The sequence below is a fragment of the Herbidospora daliensis genome, from assembly GCF_001570585.1.
GTDB lineage: Bacteria > Actinomycetota > Actinomycetes > Streptosporangiales > Streptosporangiaceae > Herbidospora > Herbidospora daliensis.
Window position 1 is genome coordinate 101,607 of sequence record NZ_BBXF01000004.1, and the last position, 19,115, is coordinate 120,721.

Below are 19,115 nucleotides of genomic sequence, written 5' to 3' on the forward strand. Positions count from 1 at the left end.
CACTCAGATCCGCGACCGGCCCCGGCGTTACACGTCACTCGGGCTTTTCTGAACTCGCTTCGCGGAAGGCCGTGAGCAGATGGGATCGCGTCTGCGGGGACAGGCCGGGGGCGGGGAGCGCGCCGAGGGCGGAGATCGCGGAGGTGAACTGGCCGTAGTAGCCGGTGCAGCCGGCGCACTGGGCCATGTGGTCGAGGAAGAGGGGACGGGAGGAGTCGTCGAGCGCGTCGTCGAGATAGGCGGTCACGAGTTCGGCGAACTCGTCGCAGTTCATGGCCCTCCTTTCCCGTCGTAATAGGCGGCCAGGTGGTCGCGGACGGCCGACCTGGCACGGTGGAGCAGCACCCGCTGGTTGGCCGGGGAGATCGACAGGATCTCGCAGACCTCGTCGGCGCCGTAACCCTCCATGTCGCGCAGCGTGATCACGGCGCGCTGCCGGGACGGGAGGGTGCCCACCGCCTTGTCGATCAGTTCCCTGACCTCGCCCGCCAGCGCCGCCCCCTCGGGACCGCCCTCGCCGGGCGGGACGCCGTCAGGACGCTCGCCGCCGACGCTGCTCACAGGGATCGTACGGCTCTCCCGCTCCCCCCGTCTCCGGGCGGTGTTCACCAGGATGCGGTAGACCCACGTGCGCAACGACGACCGGCCCTCGAAGGTGCCGACGGCCCGGATCACGGCGAGCCAGGTGTCCTGGACGACCTCCTCGGCCGACGCCGCCGTCGACACGTATGACCTGGCGAGCCGCAACATCCCCCGTGACCACTCGTCGAGGAGCAGCGCGAAGACCTCTTCGTCGCCGCTTCGCAGCCCGGCCACGATCACCGGATCGGGCGGAAAATCGGTCACCCCACCGAGCCTAACGACGCCCTCCGACATTCCCGCGACCCTCCAGTGAACGCCCGATGCCCGAGATGTCCTCCCTGCCCGGCATCTCCCCCAGTCCACCTAATCACCCTCTGTGAGCGATCTTTCCGGCAGGGTGTGGAAGCACGGTAACCGACGCATGCGAACCCCCGTTGACGCCGTGTGAATCCCGGTTGCCGACCATGCGCGAGCACGGTCACCCAAGGTGACCACGACGAGGGTCGGCGGCCGGGCGCGGCGCGTCCACCTGTGGACAAGCCCGGTTTTCCACAGGCCGGTTCCCGCGTCGTTTGGGCGGTGGCGGTGGCGGTAGGTTCTTGAACCGTGACTTTCATCGAATCCGGTGCTCACGGTGTGGGGCTCGCGACCGTCACCCCCGACGGCACGGTCCTCGACGTCTGGTTCCCCAACCCCGCCCTGGGCGACCCCGGCGAGCCGGGCGTCCGGCGCCTGGCCGCGGTCGAGGTGGGCGACCTGGCGAGCCTGGTCAGGGAAGACCCCGAGCGGGGGGTCGAGGTCGTGGCCGTCTCGGTCGGGATCGGCAAGCTGTCCGACCCGCCGGCCGACACCTACGACGTCTACCTGCGGCTTCACCTTTTGTCCCACCGTCTGGTCCAGCCCCACCAGGCCAGCCTCGACGGCATCTTCGGCCTGCTGGCCAACGTCGTGTGGACCAACCACGGCCCGTGCCAGGTCGAGGGCTTCGAGAACGTCCGCGCCCGGCTGCGGGCCCGCGGCGGGGTGACCGTCTACTCGGTCGACAAGTTCCCCCGCATGGTCGACTACGTGCTGCCGACCGGGGTGCGCGTCGGCGACGCCGACCGGGTCAGGCTCGGCGCCCACCTGGCGTCCGGCACGACCGTGATGCACGAGGGCTTCGTCAACTTCAACGCCGGCACGCTCGGCGCCTCGATGGTCGAGGGCCGCATCTCGGCCGGGGTCGTCGTGGGCGACGGCTCCGACGTCGGCGGCGGCGCGTCGATCATGGGCACCCTGTCGGGCGGCGGCAAGGAGATCGTCCAGGTGGGGCAGCGCTGCCTCATCGGCGCCCAGGCCGGCATCGGCATCTCCCTCGGCGACGACTGCGTCGTCGAGGCGGGCCTCTACGTCACCGCGGGCACCAAGGTGACCCTGCCCGACGGCGCGGTCGTCAAGGCCAAGGAGCTGTCGGGCCAGAACGGCCTGCTGTTCCTGCGCGACTCGGTGACCGGCGCGGTCGTCGTCAAGGCCCGCAAGGGCGGCGGGGTCGAGCTCAACGCGGCCCTCCACGCCAACGACTAGCCCCGATGGGCGGCGCCCCACCGGCGCCGCCCACGGGCCGGTTCAGGCCAGCGGTTCCTGGATCTCGGTGACCCAGTTCTCCGGGTCGCCCATGCCGTATTCGAGGTAGACCTCCCGGCTGAACCCGAGGCTCCGCTCCCCGTGGTCCTCGATCCACCGGTGCAGGTTCTGGATGGTCGCGTCGACCCCGTCCATCGGCCCGTGGTGGATGATCGTCGCGGCCCGCTCGATCGCCGGCAGGTCGACGACGTCGAAGTCGTACGCCGGGTCGGGCGCGACGTTGACCGGGAAACTGGCGTGGATCTTCACTCCGCCTCCCGGGTCCTCCTCGTAGTAGGCGATGCCGGGCCCGGCCAGGTCCACCCCGGCCTTGGCCAGCCGGGCGTGCAGTTCGGGGTAGAGCGGCTGGATGACGGGCCCGATGTGCTCGCTCGCGTAGCTCTCGGCCACGGCCGACAACTCGGCGACCCTGACGGCCGCGACCGATTTCACGACGACGTCGGCAGGCAAGACGCCCTCCTTCTCGATGATCTGGATCCTCGCCTCGACCCCGCGCAGCCGGGCCCGGTCGGCCTCGACCCGGGCCTCCAGGTCGGCTCGGCGCAGCCGGAGCATGCCGTGCAGCTCGGCCACGCCGACCTTCTCGTCGAGGATCTGGCGGACCTGCTGGAGGCTGAACCCGAGGTCCTTGAGCGCCACGATCCGGTTGAGGCGGCTCAGCTGCGCGGCCTCGTAGGAGCGGTAGCCGGTCAGGGGGTCGACCCGGGCGGGGGTGAGCAGGCCGAGCGCGTCGTAGTGACGCAACATCCGCACCGACACCCGGCCGATCCTGGCGAAGTCTCCGATGGTGTACATGACGCCTCCGGGTCTATCGGCTGACACCGTGTGAGGGTCAACGGCCGCCCCTGAGACGCCCCTGAGTTGTCCCTGATGTTGCCGCCTGACCCGCGATTTCTCGGCAAATGAGACTTACCGTGAAGCCTATGGGACGCATTCTTCTGTACGCCGTCATCGCGGTCGCCGCCTTCTTCGTCATCGGCTGGCTCATCGGGCTCGTCTTCGGCCTCCTCAAGTGGGTTCTGATCCTCGGCGTCATCGGCCTCGCCGTCATGGGGGTCATGAAGCTGACCCGCGGCAAGAGCAAGTCGCCCGACTGGTCGTGACCCCGAACTGAAACCCCCCACCGCAAACGCGAGAGCCCCGGCGCCTTCCGACACCGGGGCTCGCGTATTTCAGGTGTTAGCTGATCGGCGGGTAGGCGTTGGCGAGCAGCTGACGGAACTGGGCCGAGAACCAGTGGCCCGACAGCGGGGCGTTGGCGAGAGCGCCGGTGGGGTTGTTGCCGTTACGGTCGTTGCCGCCGTAGGTCGGGTCGCACATCCGGTCGAAGCCCTTGCCCTCGTTGTTGTCGATGGCGGTGCTCGAACCGTCCGACTCGCCCGGAGGCTTGACCCAGACGTAGGCGTCGATGCCGGTGGCCGGGTTGGCCCTCGGACGCTCGCCCAGACCCGCGCCGCTCTGGTTGCACCAGTTGCCAGCGTGGACGCGACGGTCGACCTTCGAGTTGTTGACGAAGGTGTTCAGGTCGGTCGAGGTGCTCGGGCCCGAAGGCCGGGCCGAACCGCCCCAGCCGTTGCGCGAGGTGTCGATCAGCATGCCGATGCTGGAGGAGAAGCCCTCCTGGATCAGCCGCTGACGGAACGCCTGGGCGAACGAGAGCTCGTCGATGTAGAAGTTCCAGTCGACCCAGCGCGACGACCTGATCAGCTGGCCGTTGACGCTGCCGCTCACCGAGAAGTGCGGCTCGACCAGGGCCGAGTAGTTCGCGGTGTTGGTGATGAAGCCGTGCACGGTCGCCTTGCCACCGGTGGCCAGGGCCGCGGTGGTGCCGAACAGCTGAGCCGACGGGCCGAAGTTGGAGTCCCACCCGAGCCAGCCGTGGTGGCCGGCGTCGACGTAGTTGTAGACGTTCGGGATCGCGTACAGCTTGCCCAGGGCGTAGGCCACACCCTGCTCGTAGGCGCCGGAGTTCTTGGCCTCCTGGCAGGCGGCCAGGTTCAGGTTGGTGACCAGGTTCGGCAGCGAGTCGATCTCGACGATGGCGACGATGCGCAGGTTGCGGTACTTCGAGTCCGACATGATCGAGGCGATCGGGTCGATGTACTCGGTCTTGTACCGGTTGAGGCCGTTCTGCGCGACCTTGAGCTCACCGTTGGAGGCCAGCGCCGAGCAGTCGCGGTTGGGCAGGTTGTAGATCACGACCTGGATGGTCACCGGCGTGGAGCCGTTGGCGGCGTCCTGCGCGACGGCCAGGTCCAGGTGGTCACGCAGACCCTTGCTGTTGTTGCCGGCCGAACCGCTGGTGATGGCCGCGATCCGGTCCAGCCAGATGGCGGTCGAGGTGTTGGCCACCGCGGAACCGCCCGGCTCGGAGGCCGCGCTGGCCGACCAGTCGGGGTTCACGTAGCCGTCCGCGCCCGCGTAGGGGTTGTCCACCCGAGGTCCGGGCGACGGCGTCGGGGAAGGCGACGGGCTCGGGGACGGGCTCGGCGAGGGCGAGGGAGACGGGGACGGAGACGGGGAGGGGGAAGGCGACGGCGACGGGCTCGGAGACGGGCTCGGCGACGGCGACGGGGAGGGCGAAGGCGAGGGGGACGGCGACGGGGTCACGCCGCCGCAGGTCACGCCGTTCACGGTGAAGGACGTGGGCTTGGGGTTGCTGCCGCTCCACGTGCCGTTGAAGCCGAGGCTCAGGGTGGCGCCCGTCGGGACGCTCCCGTTCCACGGCATGCTCGACGCGGTGACGTTCGAGCCGCTCTGCGTCCAGTTCGCCGACCAGCCCTGGCTCACGCGCTGGGCCGAGTTCGGGAACGTGAAACCGAGGTTCCAGCTCGACAGGGCGTCGCCGGTGTTGCGGACCGTCAGGTTCGCGGTGAAGCCGCCCTGGCCGGGGCTCGTGGTCCAGTCGTTGGTGGTGTACGTCACGTCACACGTGACCGCGGCCTGCGCGGACGTGGCCGTGACGACGGCCATGGTGGATCCGAGCGCGGCCACCGCGACCGCGGCGAGGCCGCGGCGCAGTCGGGAGCGCGCGGCTCCGGATCGGGGGGTGGATCTCATTGCGGGGGTCCTCCTGCGATGATTCACTGCGCGCTGGGAGCGCTCCCACGGACCTTAGGTGCGCGGTCCCGTGGCGTACAGGAAGACCGTCGGCCCCCAGCCTCCCCCTGACGTGCCCCGCAACACCAGCACCACCGGCGACCAGCGCACACGCCGCCCGGTCACCGGCCGAAAACGTGGTTTGTTACCTGAAAGTTTCAGCTGTATCGCCATATTTGCCCGATTTGCGCGGGCAGCGCCGCCCGGCCCGCGTCCCCATGAATTGCCGCAAACCCGTGGCCTGAGCATAAGCAGGGCTCGACTGGCGAGTAGCATCCGCAGGACACGTACACCGCCCGAAGGGGAATCGTCATGACCGTCAAAGTGACCGTCACCGGCGCGGCCGGCCAGATCGGTTACGCCCTGCTCTTCCGCATCGCCTCGGGGCACCTGCTCGGGCCGGACGTGCCCGTCCAGCTGAGCCTGCTGGAGATCACTCCGGCGCTGAAGGCGGCCGAGGGCACCGCGATGGAGCTCGACGACTGCGCCTTCCCGCTGCTCAAGGGCATCGACATCACCGACGACCCGAACTACGCGTTCAACGGGACCAACGTCGCGCTGCTCGTCGGCGCGCGGCCCCGCACGGCGGGCATGGAGCGCGGCGACCTGCTGTCGGCCAACGGCGGCATCTTCGGCCCGCAGGGCCAGGCGATCAACGACCACGCCGCCGACGACGTGCGCGTCCTGGTCGTGGGCAACCCCGCCAACACCAACGCGCTGATCGCCCAGCAGCACGCGCCCGACGTCCCGGCCGACCGGTTCACCGCCATGACGCGGCTCGACCACAACCGCGCCCTGTCGCAGCTCTCGTCGAAGCTGGGCGTCCCGGTCACCGACATCAAGAAGATGACGATCTGGGGCAACCACTCGGCGACGCAGTACCCCGACCTCTACCACGCCGAGGTCGGCGGCAAGATCGCCGCCGAGCTGGTCGACCAGGACTGGCTGAAGGACACCTTCATCCCGACGGTCGCCAAGCGCGGCGCCGCGATCATCGAGGCCCGGGGCGCGTCCAGCGCCGCGTCGGCCGCCAACGCCGCGATCGACCACGTCCACTCGTGGGTGAACGGCACCCCCGAGGGCGACTGGACCTCCGCCGCGATCGTCTCCGACGGCTCCTACGGCGTGCCCGAGGGCATCATCTCCTCGTTCCCGGTGACCTCGCGGAACGGCCAGTGGGAGATCGTCCAGGGCCTGGACATCGACGACTTCTCCCGCGGCAAGATCGACGCCTCGGTCAAGGAGCTTCAGGAGGAGCGCGACGCGGTCAGGGAGCTCGGCCTGATCTGACGCCATATGGGCAGGTAGCCGGGCATGGATGAATTCGACGTGATCGTGCTCGGCATGGGCCCGGGTGGCGAGGACGCCGCCGGCCGGCTGGTCGAGGCCGGGCTGAGCGTGGCCGGGGTCGAGGCCGACCTGGTCGGCGGCGAATGTCCTTATTGGGGCTGCGTACCGTCGAAGATGATGATCCGGGCCGCCCACGTGCTGGGCGAGGCCCGGCGCGTCTCCGGCCTGGCGGGCGCCGCCACGGTCTCCCCCGACTGGACGCCGGTCGCCCGCCGCGTGCGCGCGGAGGCCGCCGACGACTGGAACGACCAGGCCGCCGCCGACCGCTTCGAGAAGAAGGGCGGTCATCTCGTCCGCGGCCGGGGCGTCGTCACCGGCCCCCGCGAGGTGACCGTGGGCGACCGGGTGCTGCGCGCCCGGCGCGGCCTGCTGATCTCCACGGGCACCCGCCCGGCGATCCCCGACATCGACGGCCTGGCCGGCACGCCCTACTGGACCAACCACGAGGCCGTCGCCACCGAGCACGTGCCCGAATCGATGATCGTGCTCGGCGGCGGCGCGATCGGCCTCGAACTGGCCCAGGTCTTCGCCCGCTTCGGCACCGAGATCACCCTCCTGGAGGCCGCCCCCACCCTGCTGCCCGGCGAGGAGCCCGAGGCCGGACAGCTGATCGCCAAGGTCTTCCGCGACGAGGGCATCCGGGTGCTGACCGGGGCCTCCGCGTCGCGGGTGCGCCACGACGGCCGGTTCGCCGTGACGGTCGGCGACGAGGTGATCGAGGCCGACACCCTCCTGGTGGTGGCGGGCCGCAAAACCGACCTGACGGGCCTGTCGGTCATCGGCGTCGACGAGACCGGCAGGTTCATCCCCACCGACCCCCACATGCGCGTGACCGACGGGGTCTGGGCGGCCGGCGACGTGACCGGCCACGGCGGCTTCACCCACGTCGCCAACTACCAGGGCCGCATCGCCGCCCTCGACATCCTGGGCGAGGAGGTCGCCGGCGCCGACTACCGCGCGGTCCCCCGGGTGACCTACACCGACCCGGAGGTCGGCGCGGTCGGCCTGACCGAGAAGCAGGCCCGCGACCGGGGCCTGGCCGTGACGATCGGCGTCACCACGGCGGGCGCCCGCGACTGGATCCACGGGACCAAGGACATCCTGATCAAACTGGTCGCCTCCGACGACGTCCTGGTCGGCGCGACGGCGGTCGGCCCGACGGGCGGCGAGATCATGGGCGCCCTGGCGGTCGCGGTCCACGCCCGGGTCCCGGTCATGACCCTGCGCTCGATGATGTACGCCTACCCGACCTTCCACCGCGGCATCGAGGACGCCCTCAAGAACCTGCTGAAGTGAGAGATCAGACCACGATCTGCCGAACCGCCTGAGCCAAAGTGTCGGGGGTGCAGAGCACGATCTCCTCGTTCACCGCGGGATCAAGGCCCTCACCCCAGATGACGCCCAAGCCGTAGGGTGCTCGAACGGTGGCGAGCGCCGGATCGAAGACGCGCCGATATGTGAACAGGTCAGTAAGCGCGTCGCGGGCCACCTTTTGAGCTTGCCCACTGGTCTGCTTGCATTCGATGAGCAGCCAGCGCTCGTCCCCAGAAGGGCTGTCCCAATGAAGGACGAGGTCAGGCCGGAGGTCTCTAATACGGGCCACCCGATGAGAGGCGAGGATCTGCCGGTAGAGGTTGCCGCCGAGAAGCTGCTTGGGAGCCGACTGATACCAGAGTTGCAGCTGACGCCCATCGGGATGACGCCCCTCGCTCTTCACCTTCCCGCCAAAGGTGTAGAAGGGGTGCATCGTCCAGCTGTTCGTCCGCAGGCAATTGATCACTTGAAAAGTCACGAGCAACTCGAAAAGCGTCGAATCAATGCTGGTGACCAGCCCAGCATCTTCGATCGCTTCTCGGATGGACTCTCGGTCAACCTGCTCGACCAGCCGCACGAGCTTGTCGTAAGCCGCCAGCAAGCTGGCGAATCGCACGGCGTCACGGCCCGAGCGGATCTTGCTGATGACCCGGTCAGCCGGCCTGTTCCGCTCGATGCCCGCCAGAACAGAATGGCCCTGAAGGCGCTGTGCTGTATCAAGCCGGTTCCGAACCTGTACGCTCGCCCACCCACGCTGAACCTTGTCGGCCCAGCCGGTCTCCTGGGCCGTCCGGACGACTGAATCAAGAACGGCGACCATCAGTTCGCCTTCCGGCGCCTGGTAATTGCGTTGCGCCGACTCGGACACGTAGAGCCTTGAATTGCCAGACGACGCACGAGCAGCCGCCGTTGGCCCCCACTGAATAGCGCCATCGATCCGGTCCTCCGACCACCGCCGCTCCCGTGTCGTCACCGTCGGCAACCGCCGCAGCAGTTGCGGCAAGTCGTTGAGGAACGTCTTCACCTCAGGCGACAGCAGGAACTGCAGCTCTCCGAGACGCAGCGCCTCGGCCTCTGGCCATTTCAACAGGGCCGCGGCCGCCAGTACTCCAGAACCGGCAAGCTGTGACGACGGGGTCACATAAGACCATATGAGGCCTCGCACCTCGGCGATTCGGGACGCGCGGTCCCATGGAATGCTCCTCATCTGCCGAAACCCTATATGTCATCAGAATTGAAGTGGCCGAGCGGCAGGCCGAGGATGTCAGCCATCATACGTTCTATTCGGCTTCTGTTCTCCAAACCGATGAGTGGCTGCAATTCACGGTAGAGCGACTTGCCTTGCTCCAGAGTGACTCCCTCGAATTGGGGCAGGAGGAAGCTGTAGAAGAGCTGGAAGGCGAGTTCATGCTGTAATTCGGGCGTGACGTCCTCGCCGCTCACATATTCACGGGCGAAACGCGCCATGTCCTTGAAGGTCGCCGGGCCGATCTGCTTGATCTCGACGACCTTGAAAATTCCCCTGATGACGTCATCGATGAGCGCCGCTTGACGAGTTTCCAGTCCGTCGAGTTCGCGCTGCCACAGCTCTTCGAAGCCCTGCTGCTCGGGCAACGCGACTTCGATGAAGGCGAACCGTCGCATCAAAGCGAACGACATCTCGAAGAGAAGCGACTTGTCGAAGACGTTCATCGTGGCGACGATGCGCCAAGAGTCGGGGATCTCGACCACGTCGTATTCGTCCGGCGTATACCGCCCTTGGGCGCTTTCCGGGACGAGGGCTATCAGCTTGCCGCTTCTGCTCCGATGGCCGAGAACGACCGGCTGGTTCGACAACACGGTGAACATCTGGCCGAACGCCCGGTCGAACTGAGATCGATTGAGTTCGTCGATGATAAGCCAGTATCGCTTCCGGATGACCGTGAGGAAGAGGCCGTCGTGGAATTCCAGCGTCCCGGTGCTCCCGCTTGGCCGCAAGCCGCCGATGGTCTCGAAAGTGGTCCAGTCAGCCGTCGCCGTGGTGAGGGTGTATCCCTCGCACCTGCCAGAGTGCTCAGCCAGTTGGCAGACGATTTCCGCGAGCGTGGTCTTCGCAGTGCCGGGCGGGCCCGTCAGGATGACGTGCTTGCCACTGCGGATGGCAGACACGATCGACCGCAACGTCCGCGGAGCGATGTGAAGGCCTCGCTTGCGGGTCAGCTCTTCAAGCGAGGCAACGTCGAAGGTCGCCAGTGGTTCCATTTGTGTCATGACCTCGCCCGCATAGCAGTACTCGAAGAGAGGGGCAGCCGCGTTGGCCATGGTCAGGAACGTGCCGGCGATGTCGGCGCCTGCCGTCTCCAGCTCTTCCGGACCGAGATAGACGGACATGCTGGCTTGAGTCGCGCCCGGCCTGCCTGCGAAGGCCAGCCAGTTCTCCAGCGACCCCAGTTCGTCACCGCCTGGTTCCTTGAGCCACGAATCGCGGAACTCCACCCCTTCGGGAAGAGCGGTGGCGACCTGCTGAATGATGTCAGGCGGGACGGTGAGCAGCCGGTTACGGAGATGCTCCAGGGATCGCTCGGCAGCCTGCATTTTCTCGGGCTCTTTAACTTGAGAATTCCCTGCACCTAAGCAGATGCAGATCTCCGCACCTCTGGCAGAGATGATCAACGCGACTTGGAGTGCATACGACTTATTCGGCACTTCGGCGGGATAGATACAGCACCAGATCTCTCTGGCCGTCGTTGCATTTGCCTGATATCCGCTAGTCGTCGCCCGCATGTCAAGGTCGATGGCAGCATTCTCCTGCAGCCAGGAAGAGAGGATCTTCAGCCGCTCCCAAATACCCTTGAAGTACTTCTGGTCATCTTGCGGAACAGCGTCATTATTCCACCGGACCGGCTGGGAGTAGCGCTCGAATATACGGGTGTCCTCTTCGAAGAAGGACACGTCCACTGGCATCGCCCGGGGAGACCCAATCTCGAAGCCGAGATTTCGCAAGATTGCGGTGGTCTGCTGTCCGCCGCTGAACCTGTTTCCCAGCGGCTCACGGTCGGGGTGCTGGTAACCATAAGCAGCGGCCAGGAGCGGCTTGGAATCGTACTCCTTGCCGTCATGCTTGACGACGAATTTTCGAGATCTTCCGAAGCCATGCTTCTTGATGAACTTGTCGCGACCAATTCGGTCATACTCGGCGATCGCCGCCAAGACGGCTTCTGCGCTGGTCAGATCACCCGGTCCCATGGAGCAACTCTAACGGGATGGCTGTCCACCATCAGATGATATAGACGCCTATTTCAGACATCTGGTACCAGGAGTTCTGAGAACATGAGATGCCACCGGCAGGAGGCCCGCCATGGAATTCACTGGAACCCCCCGTCCCGCCCTGCGCTGGCACCACGCCGAGAGCGAGCTCGACGACTTCGTGATCGTCAGTTTCCGGGTGCCCCCCGAGCGGCTGGCCGCCCTGCTGCCGCGCGGCTTCGCGCCTATGCGTTTCGACTGGGCGGCTGGAGGGTCGGGCGCTCTCGTGTCAGCGGTCGGGTTCCGCGATCGCGACTTCCACTTCCGGTTCTGCCCCCGCGTCGCCATCGCCTGCGGCCAGATCAACTACCGCGCCTACGTCACCCGCGACGGCGAACCCGGGGTGTGGTTCTTCCGGACCGCCCTCGACCACCCGCTCGTCGCGGTGCCCCGGCACCTATGGGGCATGCCGTGGCGGCGTACCCGCATCAGGATCACCGGAGACTGGGGCGCCGAGCCCCGATGGGAGCTCGTCGCCGGCGACGCGGAGTGCCGGGCGGCGGGCGTGCAGCGGTACCGTCCCGATGGGCTGGGAGAGGGCTGGTTGCCGCTGCTCACCCACCCGACCACGGGGTGGTATCGGGGGCGGCGGTCGGTCGGGACCTACAGCGTGTGGCACCCCGTCATGGAGCCGGTGTTCCTGGCGGCGACGTACGCCCGGTTCCGGGTGTTCGAAGAGCTGGGGCTGGTCGAACCGGGGCAGGAGCCCCATTCGGTGCTCGGGCAGGCCTCGATCCACTTCGACGTCCACGTACCGCCTAGGGTGTCGGCATGACCCAGACGACCATCCTCGCCTTCGACGACCTCGACGTCCGGTTGCGGGTGCTGGTCGACGGATACGCCGACCAGCACCTGCTGGGCGATCTGGGCGATCGGGTCGTCATGTGCTGCCAGACCCGCGGCGCGAACCTGTCGGCCGGAGTGCTCACCCCGGCGCTGATCGTGATCGTGCTGGTCCGGCCCGACGGGGAGTCGGTCCGGCTGGGCGCGCGGCTGGCGGGGGTCGATCTGCGCGCGGCCGAGGGCGGCGTCTGGGTGCACGCCCCGTGGTTCGGGGCCGACCCGAGTTCCTACCTGCTGCCGCTCGAAGCGGGCAGCCCCTTCCTCGACGCCCTGCGCGCCCGGGTCATGGCCGCCCGCCACGCGTAGCTAGGGGGCGGTCTCCGGGTCGGAGACGCGGAACCAGCGGCAGCTGTAGCCTTCGACCTCCACCTGTGCCTGCCCGTCCTTGATCTCTATCTGGTCGTCGGAGAACAGGTCGGCCAGCACCTTGCCGTCGGCGTCGAGGCTCAGGGTCGCCTTCGCGTCCCGTCCGGCGAAGTTGTGCAGGGTCACGATGCCCTGGTTCCTGATCACCAGGACGGCGTCGTCTCCCCCGTCCATGACCTCGTAGGAGCCCCAGGCCAGCTCGGGCGCCTCGCGGTACTGCTCGACCAGGCGGCCGATCCACGAGAGCAGGGAGTCGGGGTCGCGCCGCTGGGCGCTGACGCTGATCTCGTCGGGGCCGAAGTCGCCGCCGGGCATCGGGATCGCCGGTTCGACCGTGCTGAAGCCGCCGTGGCGGCCGGACGTCCACTGCATCGGGGTGCGGACCGACTGGCGGCCCTCGATGGCGAGGTTCTCGCCCATGCCGATCTCCTCCCCGTAGAAGAGCACGGGGGTGCCGGGGAGCGCGAACAGCAGGCTGTAGACCATCCTGATGCGCCGCTGGTCGCCCTCCAGCATGGCGGGCAGCCGCCGGCGGATGCCGCGGTCGTAGATCCGCATGTCCTCGTCGGGCGCGAAGGCGGCGAAGACCTCCTCGCGTTCGGCGTCGGTCAGCTTGTCGAGGGTCAGTTCGTCGTGGTTGCGGACGAACGAGGCCCACTGGCTGTCCTTCGGCGGCGCGGGGCGCTCGCGCAGGGCCTCGGCGAGCGGGCGGGCGTCCTCCCGGGCCAGCGACAGGTACATGCGCTGCATGCCGATGAAGTCGAAGCACATGGTGATCTCGTTGCCGAGCGGGGTGTCGCCGAAATAGGCCATCAGGTCCTTGTACGGCAGGTTCACCTCCCCCAGCAGCATCGCGGTCCCGTCGCGGCGGTTCATGAACGCCCGCAGGTCGGCGAAGAACTCGTGGGGGTCGGGCAGCGCGTCGTCCTGTTCGAGCACCCGTTCGACCAGGAACGGGACGGCGTCGACGCGGAAGCCCGACAGGCCCAGCTCCATCCAGAATCCCAGGATGCGGGCGATCTCGTCTCGGACCTCGGGATTGGAGGTGTTGAGGTCGGGCTGGAACTTGTAGAAACGATGGAAGTAGTACTGCTCGGTCTGGGCGTCCCACTGCCAGAGGCTGTCCTCCTGGTCGGGGAACACCACGCCCTTGGGGTCGTCGGGCTCGGGCTTGTCCGACCAGATGTACCAGTCGCGGTGCTTGGAGTCGCGGGACGAACGGGCGTCCTGGAACCAGGGGTGCTGGTCGGAGGTGTGGTTCACGACCAGGTCGGCGATCACCCGGATGCCCCGGTCGCGGGCCACCCGCATGAACTCCACGAAGTCGCCCAGGGTGCCGAGGCGGGGGTCGACGCTGTAGAAGTCGACGATGTCGTAACCGTCGTCGCGGTCGGGGGTCGGGAAGAACGGCATGAGCCAGATGCAGGTCACGCCAAGGCGGTCGAGATGGTCGAGATGCTGGATCGCGCCGCGGAAGTCGCCGATCCCGTCGCCGTTGCCGTCGGCGAAGGTCTCGATGTCCAGGCAGTAGACGATGGCGTTCTTCCACCACAGTTCGGAGGTCTGGGTCAGCCGCATGGGCAGCGCCCCTACCCATTTCAAGCACGAGAAAGCCGACCGCTGCACGAGGCATCGGTCGGCTTCAGGTTGGTGCTGGATGGAACCTAGATCGGCGTCACGTTCTCGGCCTGCGGACCCTTCTGGCCCTGCACGGTCTGGAAGCTGACGCGCTGGTTCTCGTCCAGGCTGCGGTAGCCACCGCTGTTGATCGCCGAGTAGTGCACGAACACGTCAGGGGTGCCGTCGTCGGGAGCGATGAAGCCAAAGCCCTTTTCGGCGTTGAACCACTTGACGGTGCCTTCAGACAACTGCTTCTCCTTATGCGGAGCCTCACCGTCTCGTCAGGTCAACGAGACGGGCTGCTTAGCGGACCAGCCCTGCATCCGCCTACGTCGGAAAAGCAGTACGCCCGCTACCGGCCGGTTGGCCGGAGGCGTTCTTTACAAAACACCACTGCAACACGTCAAGCCTAGCGCACCCCGAGCGCGGGGGCAGCCATGTACCACCTCGCGTGCCCATCGCCTCTGGTCAGCGAGTCGAGACGGCGTGGAAGTTCTTGCCGGGAGAACGGATCGCCGAGGGCGTTGCGGATGTGGATGCCGACGGCGTACATGTCCCTGATCTCCATCAGGGTCGCGTAGCCGGGCCAATCTCGCAGGTCAGAGCCGTAGGCGTGGGCGAAGGCGTCGACGTCGCCGGCCGAGAGACCGAATCGGCGCTGTCCGTGGTAGGTGTGCACCAGGTCCCACTCACGGGGGCCCACCGCCACGCCGTCCCAATCGCAAAGAATCGCATTGCCGTCGCGGCAGCGGAGCAGGTTGTCGATCCAGGCGTCGCCGTGGAGCAGGACGGGCGGGCCGGAGTCGAGGGTGTGCCAGCGATCGGTCAGTTCTTCTATGCGGTCGCCGAGGAAGCGGCGCTGGTAGGCGGTGAGGACCTCGGACCGGTGCTCGACCGCGTGCCGGACCTCGGCCAGCGGGTCGGTGAGCCGCCGGAGCGGGATCGAGGTCGGCACCGGCTCGCGGTGGAGATCGCGCAGCACGTGGCCGAGCTCGGTGGTGGTCGGGGAGCCGTTGGAGCGGACGTACCGCCAGAAGGTGACCGCCCGGCCGCCGTGGACGATCGGCTGGTGCGGGATCTCGTCGACCGGGCGGACCGTCGGGAACCCCCGGTCGGCCAGCCAGCGGGCCACCGCCAGCACGGCCGGGAGCCGGGTGAGGGCGTCGGGGGCGGTGGCGATCCGGACCACCATGTCGCCCCGGAGCTTGAAGACGGCATTGCTGCGCAGCCGCATCAGCCTGGCCCCGCCGGCGTCGACGCCGATGCGGTCGCAGACCGCGCGCAGGACGGTGAACGCCTCGTCGGCGAGCGGACGGGCGGGCGTGGTGCGGGCGAGGTGCGTGATCGTCACGTGCGAGGCGCTCATATGGCCAGCCGGAGGGACGACTCCGACAGGACCTGGTTCAGGTTGCGGACGGCGGGGAGCCGCGGATCGGCCTCGTTCAGCAGCGCCTTCGCCCGGGTGATGACGATCGAGGTGCGGTGCTCGGCCGGGACCTGGCTGAGCGCCTGGGCGGCGAGGCGGCAGGCCTCCTCGTAGTCGCCGTGGCGGGCCAGGTGGGTGGCCTGGTCGAGCAGTATCAGCGCCGGGTCGATCGTCTGGAACCCCGAGTCGGTCTCCAGGTTCTGGAGCTGCGAGTCGTCGCCGAGTTCGATCAGGGTGCCGGTGCGGTAGAAGCTCATGCGCTTCTCGGTGAAGACGAAGGCGAGGTCGTCCTGGCTCATGCCGCGCATGCGGGCGAAGATCTGCTCCGCCTCGGCGAGGGCGATGCGGGCGGCCTTGCGGTCGCCCATCCGGGCGAGCGCCCGCGCCTCGGCCGCCGCCGCGAGGGCCGCCGGGGAACTGGGGGCCGAACCGGCCAGCATGCGGGCCTCGCGGGCCAGCCGGACGGTCTCGGTCAGGTCGCCGTAGTAGTAGGGGAGCATCGTCTGGTTGGCCCGCACCAGGGCGCGTAAGCGCAGGTCGCCGACGTCGTCGGCGGAGGTGCGGGCGGTGCCGTACCAGGCGTGGGCCTGGCGGGTGTCGCCGAGTTTCATCAGGGCGTCGGCCGACAGCAGGGCCAGCATCGTGGTGGCCGTCAGGAGGCGCCGCTGCACGCCGGCGGGCTGCCGGGCGCCGGTCAGTTTGCGTACGTCGGCCAGTTCGAGCATCACCCGGCACAACATGGGCGTGGGCGGGGTGGTCATGTATTCGCGCCGGTAGCGCAGCACCTGCTCGTCGAGCCGGTCGAGCTGGTCTTCGGTGACGGTCGTGGTGGCCAGGGATCGGTCCAAATCGTGCCGGGTGCCCTCGACCTCGGCGAAGAACCTGCCGTTGGGGGTGCCCATCAGCATCGCCTGGTGGAACAGGGCCCGCCGGTCGGTGTCGTCGTCGGCCAGGTCTTCGACGTGGACGGCGTCTTCGGAGGACCCGTTGGCCACGACCACGACCTTCTGGCTCACGCCGGGGTCGTCGCAGTAGTCGGCGGCGAGGCCGAGGCGTACGGCGTTGGCCTTGTAGAGCCGGGCCAGCAGGTCGATCGTCTGCGGGCGGGGTCGCGCCCGGTTGTTCTCCCACGCGTTGAGCAGGTCGATGCTGGCCCTGGGCAGGCCGAGCGACTGCTGCTCACAGAGGTATTCGAGTTCTTCGATCGCCTGTCGCGCGGACCATCCCCGGCCGAGCCGGTGCGCCTTCAGCATGCTGACCCCGCAGCAGCCGTGGATCGCCTGGACCGTCTGCCACATCGACCACTGTCGTGCCTCGGCCTGCTCGCGCCAGCGACGAGCACATGCCGGAGAGTGCTCTCCTCGGGCCATCCCGCCTGCCCTTCCGCTGCTGACATCCCGCCGCTCCCAGTCTGCCCTCAAGCAGGGGGTTCGGCGATTACGGGTGTTACCACCACGTTAATCGGCCAGCACTCAACCGCCAGCCCTGTTATGGGTTCGTAGCCCCGGAACCGTGTGTCTTCCACTTAATACCAGCCGGTTCCCTGGTTATTGCACGTATTCGGGTAGTACGCCCGATTGCCGGGCAGTCATCCCAGGTTCACCCTTTCCGGAGAAAGGTCGCAACGTCCCCTGGAGACCACCATGGCGATGAAGGCAGATCGCAGCGAGGCGATGGACCACCTCGAACGGCTCGCCGCCCAACTTGAGGCGCACTCGTTCCAGGTTCGCCTGTCGGCGCCGGCCGGCCTCTACCCCCGGCTGCGAGTGGTGAACCCGATGGCCCCCGCCATGGCCGAGGACGTGCTGGCGTCCAACGCCAACGACGGAGAGTGGTGGTACTGGCTCTCGTGGGCCGGCCGCATCGGGCACGCCTCCGACGTCGTGACCGCCGCCGAGCGCATCGCCTCGGTTCTGCACGTGATCCGCCGATAGTTTCGGACACCCCTTCAGCCGGTATGGCCCGCGCCTCCGGCGGCCGGCTGTCAGGCGGCACCCGCGCCTCGTCTCTCGTCAAAGAGAGGGGCGCGGCCCACAAGCCGAACCGGACCAGCTGTCGCCGGCCGCCCACGCCCACCCACCCCGGGGCGCGGGCCGTACCCCCACCCGACCGATTTGTCCATAGCCGATCCCTTAGCCATGACGCGTGGTTCATTACCCTGTCAACCCGTTTGACCTGTCTCACAATGTGGCATTCATGATGTGCGCGCCACGTCTGCCCGTTTCTATCGACAGGACGCGGATTTCTGGCTTACCCTCGGCTAGGTGGGACTTCGCCTTTACGATACTTTCAGCCGGTCGGTCCGCGATTTCTCCCCCCGAATTCCGGGAATCGCATCGATTTATCTCTGTGGTCCCACCGTCGTCGTCCCGCCCCATGTCGGGCAAATACGCTCGCAAGTGAACTTCGATATTCTGCACCGCTGGTTATCCTATTCCGGATATCGCGTTCTCTTCTGCCGCAACGTCACCGACATCGAAGACAAAATCATCGGCCGCTCGCTTTCCGAGGGCGTGCACTGGTGGCGGATCACCGACCCGGTCTACCGGTCCTTCGAGAGCACCTACGAGGCCCTCGGCTGCCTCCCGCCCAGCGTGGAGCCCCGGGCGACCGGCCACATCCCCGAGATGCTGGAGCTGATCGAGCAGCTGCTCTCCACCGGGCACGCGTACACCGCCGACGGCGACGTCTATTTCTCGGTCTCCTCCTTCCCCTCCTACGGCGAACTCTCCGGGCAGCGGCCGAGCCAGATGCGCGGCGGCGAGGAACCCGGCCACGGCAAACGCGACCCCCGCGATTTCGCGTTGTGGAAAAGGGGCCGCCCGGGAGAACCCGTCTGGCACGCGCGATGGGGAGACGGCCGGCCCGGATGGCACCTGGAATGTTCGGCGATGGCGCGTAAATATCTCGGCACCGAATTCGACATCCACGGCGGCGGGGCCAATCTCATTTTCCCGCACCACGAGAACGAGATCGCCCAGTCACGCGCCGCCGGCGACGGTTTCGCGCGGTTCTGGATTCACAACGGACCGGTCACCCACCGGGGCGAGAAGATTCGCAAGGCGGCCGAGAACCCGCTCGCGGTGCACACGCTGCTGCGGCGGATCAGGCCGGTCGAACTGCGCTTCTATCTGGCCGCCGCCCACTATCGCTCGCCGATGGAATTCTCGGTGGGGGCGGTGGAGGAGAGCGCGGTCGCCTACCGGCGCATCGAGCGTTTCGTTCACCGGGTGGCCGTGGGGGCGCCGGGCGCGCTTCCGCCGCAGTTCAGAGAGGCGATGGACCACGATCTGAACCTCCCGCAGGCCGTTTCGCTCATTCACGCGGCCGTCAATGAGGGGAACGCGGCCCTCGATTCCGGCGACGTTCTCAAAGCGGCGCGGAAATGCGCCGACGTGCGGGCGATGCTCGACGTACTGGGGCTCGATCCGATGAGCGCGCACTGGGCCAGGGAAACGCGGTTGCGGGAAGTCGCGGGGGCCGTGCTGGGGGTGGTGCGAAATCTCGCCGAGGCGAGCGCCGAGCGCGGCGAGTTCGAACGGGCCCGGATCATGCACCGGCAGATCGACACGGCTCTCAAGATTCGCCAGCGGGTTACGCTCTGAGG

18 protein-coding genes are annotated in these 19,115 nt (G+C 67.9%); 8 read left to right on the top strand and 10 right to left on the bottom strand.

The genetic code is table 11. The features are described 5' to 3' along the window. Positions 1–34: 34 nt before the first annotated feature. Positions 35–274, bottom strand: coding sequence for an anti-sigma factor family protein (locus AW274_RS20735; protein ID WP_062435086.1), 240 nt, complete (start codon positions 272–274; stop codon positions 35–37). Then, positions 271–846, bottom strand: a complete 576-nt coding sequence (locus AW274_RS20740) for an RNA polymerase sigma factor (protein WP_232320205.1) — start codon at positions 844–846, stop codon at positions 271–273. The genes AW274_RS20735 and AW274_RS20740 overlap by 4 nt, the downstream gene beginning before the upstream one ends. A gap of 342 nt (positions 847–1,188) precedes the next feature. On the opposite strand from AW274_RS20740, the gene dapD reads away from it, so the two are divergent. Further along, positions 1,189–2,145: a 2,3,4,5-tetrahydropyridine-2,6-dicarboxylate N-succinyltransferase gene (gene dapD, locus AW274_RS20745; protein WP_062435092.1), complete on the top strand. Its 957-nt coding sequence runs from the start codon at positions 1,189–1,191 to the stop codon at positions 2,143–2,145. A 42-nt stretch (positions 2,146–2,187) separates the two neighbouring features. On the opposite strand, the gene AW274_RS20750 is transcribed toward dapD, so the two are convergent. Further along, positions 2,188–3,000 carry a MerR family transcriptional regulator gene (locus AW274_RS20750; RefSeq protein WP_062435094.1) on the bottom strand — a complete coding sequence of 271 codons (813 nt, stop codon included), beginning with the start codon at positions 2,998–3,000 and terminating at the stop codon, positions 2,188–2,190. Positions 3,001–3,128: 128 nt separating this feature from the next. Between AW274_RS20750 and AW274_RS20755 the strand changes: the two genes are divergently transcribed. Then, entirely contained in the window at positions 3,129–3,308 is a 180-nt protein-coding gene (locus AW274_RS20755) for a hypothetical protein (RefSeq protein ID WP_062435096.1), read from the top strand. Between the two features lie 76 nt (positions 3,309–3,384). On the opposite strand, the gene AW274_RS20760 is transcribed toward AW274_RS20755, so the two are convergent. Further along, complete coding sequence (locus AW274_RS20760) at positions 3,385–5,265, bottom strand: glycoside hydrolase family 6 protein (protein WP_062435099.1); 1,881 nt, start codon at positions 5,263–5,265, stop codon at positions 3,385–3,387. A 351-nt stretch (positions 5,266–5,616) separates the two neighbouring features. Between AW274_RS20760 and AW274_RS20765 the strand changes: the two genes are divergently transcribed. Continuing rightward, a complete protein-coding gene (locus tag AW274_RS20765) occupies positions 5,617–6,594 on the top strand; it encodes a malate dehydrogenase (RefSeq protein ID WP_062435101.1) in 978 nt (325 codons plus the stop codon). A gap of 24 nt (positions 6,595–6,618) precedes the next feature. Beyond that, positions 6,619–7,950 (top strand): dihydrolipoyl dehydrogenase family protein, encoded by a 1,332-nt coding sequence (locus tag AW274_RS20770; protein ID WP_062435103.1) that lies wholly within the window; start codon positions 6,619–6,621, stop codon positions 7,948–7,950. A gap of 4 nt (positions 7,951–7,954) precedes the next feature. Here the strand turns inward: AW274_RS20770 and AW274_RS20775 are convergent, their stop codons facing one another. Both AW274_RS20775 and AW274_RS20780 read right to left on the bottom strand, forming a co-directional pair. Continuing rightward, complete coding sequence (locus AW274_RS20775) at positions 7,955–9,109, bottom strand: DUF3110 domain-containing protein (protein WP_157520584.1); 1,155 nt, start codon at positions 9,107–9,109, stop codon at positions 7,955–7,957. Between the two features lie 77 nt (positions 9,110–9,186). Beyond that, entirely contained in the window at positions 9,187–11,193 is a 2,007-nt protein-coding gene (locus tag AW274_RS20780; RefSeq protein WP_062435108.1) for a ScoMcrA-related endonuclease, read from the bottom strand. A gap of 112 nt (positions 11,194–11,305) precedes the next feature. Between AW274_RS20780 and AW274_RS20785 the strand changes: the two genes are divergently transcribed. Both AW274_RS20785 and AW274_RS20790 read left to right on the top strand, forming a co-directional pair. Then, positions 11,306–12,028, top strand: coding sequence for a DUF2071 domain-containing protein (locus AW274_RS20785; protein WP_062435111.1), 723 nt, complete (start codon positions 11,306–11,308; stop codon positions 12,026–12,028). Beyond that, the gene (locus AW274_RS20790) at positions 12,025–12,402 is read left to right on the top strand and encodes a hypothetical protein (protein WP_062435114.1); all 378 of its coding nucleotides are present in this window, start codon (positions 12,025–12,027) and stop codon (positions 12,400–12,402) included. The genes AW274_RS20785 and AW274_RS20790 overlap by 4 nt, the downstream gene beginning before the upstream one ends. Here the strand turns inward: AW274_RS20790 and AW274_RS20795 are convergent, their stop codons facing one another. The 4 genes from AW274_RS20795 to AW274_RS20810 form a co-directional block, all read right to left on the bottom strand. Continuing rightward, positions 12,403–14,040 carry an alpha-amylase family protein gene (locus tag AW274_RS20795; RefSeq protein ID WP_062435117.1) on the bottom strand — a complete coding sequence of 546 codons (1,638 nt, stop codon included), beginning with the start codon at positions 14,038–14,040 and terminating at the stop codon, positions 12,403–12,405. An 86-nt stretch (positions 14,041–14,126) separates the two neighbouring features. After that, entirely contained in the window at positions 14,127–14,330 is a 204-nt protein-coding gene (locus AW274_RS20800) for a cold-shock protein (protein ID WP_030455889.1), read from the bottom strand. 161 nt (positions 14,331–14,491) lie between these two features. Continuing rightward, the gene (locus AW274_RS20805) at positions 14,492–15,433 is read right to left on the bottom strand and encodes an aminoglycoside phosphotransferase family protein (protein WP_232320206.1); all 942 of its coding nucleotides are present in this window, start codon (positions 15,431–15,433) and stop codon (positions 14,492–14,494) included. An 11-nt stretch (positions 15,434–15,444) separates the two neighbouring features. Further along, positions 15,445–16,806 (bottom strand): NsdA family TPR-like regulatory protein, encoded by a 1,362-nt coding sequence (locus AW274_RS20810; protein WP_232320207.1) that lies wholly within the window; start codon positions 16,804–16,806, stop codon positions 15,445–15,447. Positions 16,807–17,151: 345 nt separating this feature from the next. Between AW274_RS20810 and AW274_RS20815 the strand changes: the two genes are divergently transcribed. Both AW274_RS20815 and cysS read left to right on the top strand, forming a co-directional pair. After that, positions 17,152–17,442 carry a hypothetical protein gene (locus AW274_RS20815; protein WP_231515630.1) on the top strand — a complete coding sequence of 97 codons (291 nt, stop codon included), beginning with the start codon at positions 17,152–17,154 and terminating at the stop codon, positions 17,440–17,442. Between the two features lie 330 nt (positions 17,443–17,772). Further along, positions 17,773–19,113 (top strand): cysteine--tRNA ligase, encoded by a 1,341-nt coding sequence (gene cysS / locus AW274_RS20820; RefSeq protein WP_063813521.1) that lies wholly within the window; start codon positions 17,773–17,775, stop codon positions 19,111–19,113. Positions 19,114–19,115 lie beyond the last annotated feature (2 nt).

Coding starts and splice junctions, on each gene's coding strand:
- AW274_RS20770 (WP_062435103.1), top strand. CDS start 6,619: ATGGATGAATTCGACGTGATCGTGCTCGGCATGGGCCCGGGTGGCGAG.
- AW274_RS20765 (WP_062435101.1), top strand. CDS start 5,617: ATGACCGTCAAAGTGACCGTCACCGGCGCGGCCGGCCAGATCGGTTAC.
- AW274_RS20810 (WP_232320207.1), bottom strand. CDS start 16,806: ATGTGGCAGACGGTCCAGGCGATCCACGGCTGCTGCGGGGTCAGCATG.
- AW274_RS20735 (WP_062435086.1), bottom strand. CDS start 274: ATGAACTGCGACGAGTTCGCCGAACTCGTGACCGCCTATCTCGACGAC.
- AW274_RS20780 (WP_062435108.1), bottom strand. CDS start 11,193: ATGGGACCGGGTGATCTGACCAGCGCAGAAGCCGTCTTGGCGGCGATC.
- AW274_RS20795 (WP_062435117.1), bottom strand. CDS start 14,040: ATGCGGCTGACCCAGACCTCCGAACTGTGGTGGAAGAACGCCATCGTC.
- AW274_RS20815 (WP_231515630.1), top strand. CDS start 17,152: ATGGCGATGAAGGCAGATCGCAGCGAGGCGATGGACCACCTCGAACGG.
- AW274_RS20750 (WP_062435094.1), bottom strand. CDS start 3,000: ATGTACACCATCGGAGACTTCGCCAGGATCGGCCGGGTGTCGGTGCGG.
- AW274_RS20760 (WP_062435099.1), bottom strand. CDS start 5,265: ATGAGATCCACCCCCCGATCCGGAGCCGCGCGCTCCCGACTGCGCCGC.
- AW274_RS20785 (WP_062435111.1), top strand. CDS start 11,306: ATGGAATTCACTGGAACCCCCCGTCCCGCCCTGCGCTGGCACCACGCC.
- AW274_RS20755 (WP_062435096.1), top strand. CDS start 3,129: ATGGGACGCATTCTTCTGTACGCCGTCATCGCGGTCGCCGCCTTCTTC.
- AW274_RS20790 (WP_062435114.1), top strand. CDS start 12,025: ATGACCCAGACGACCATCCTCGCCTTCGACGACCTCGACGTCCGGTTG.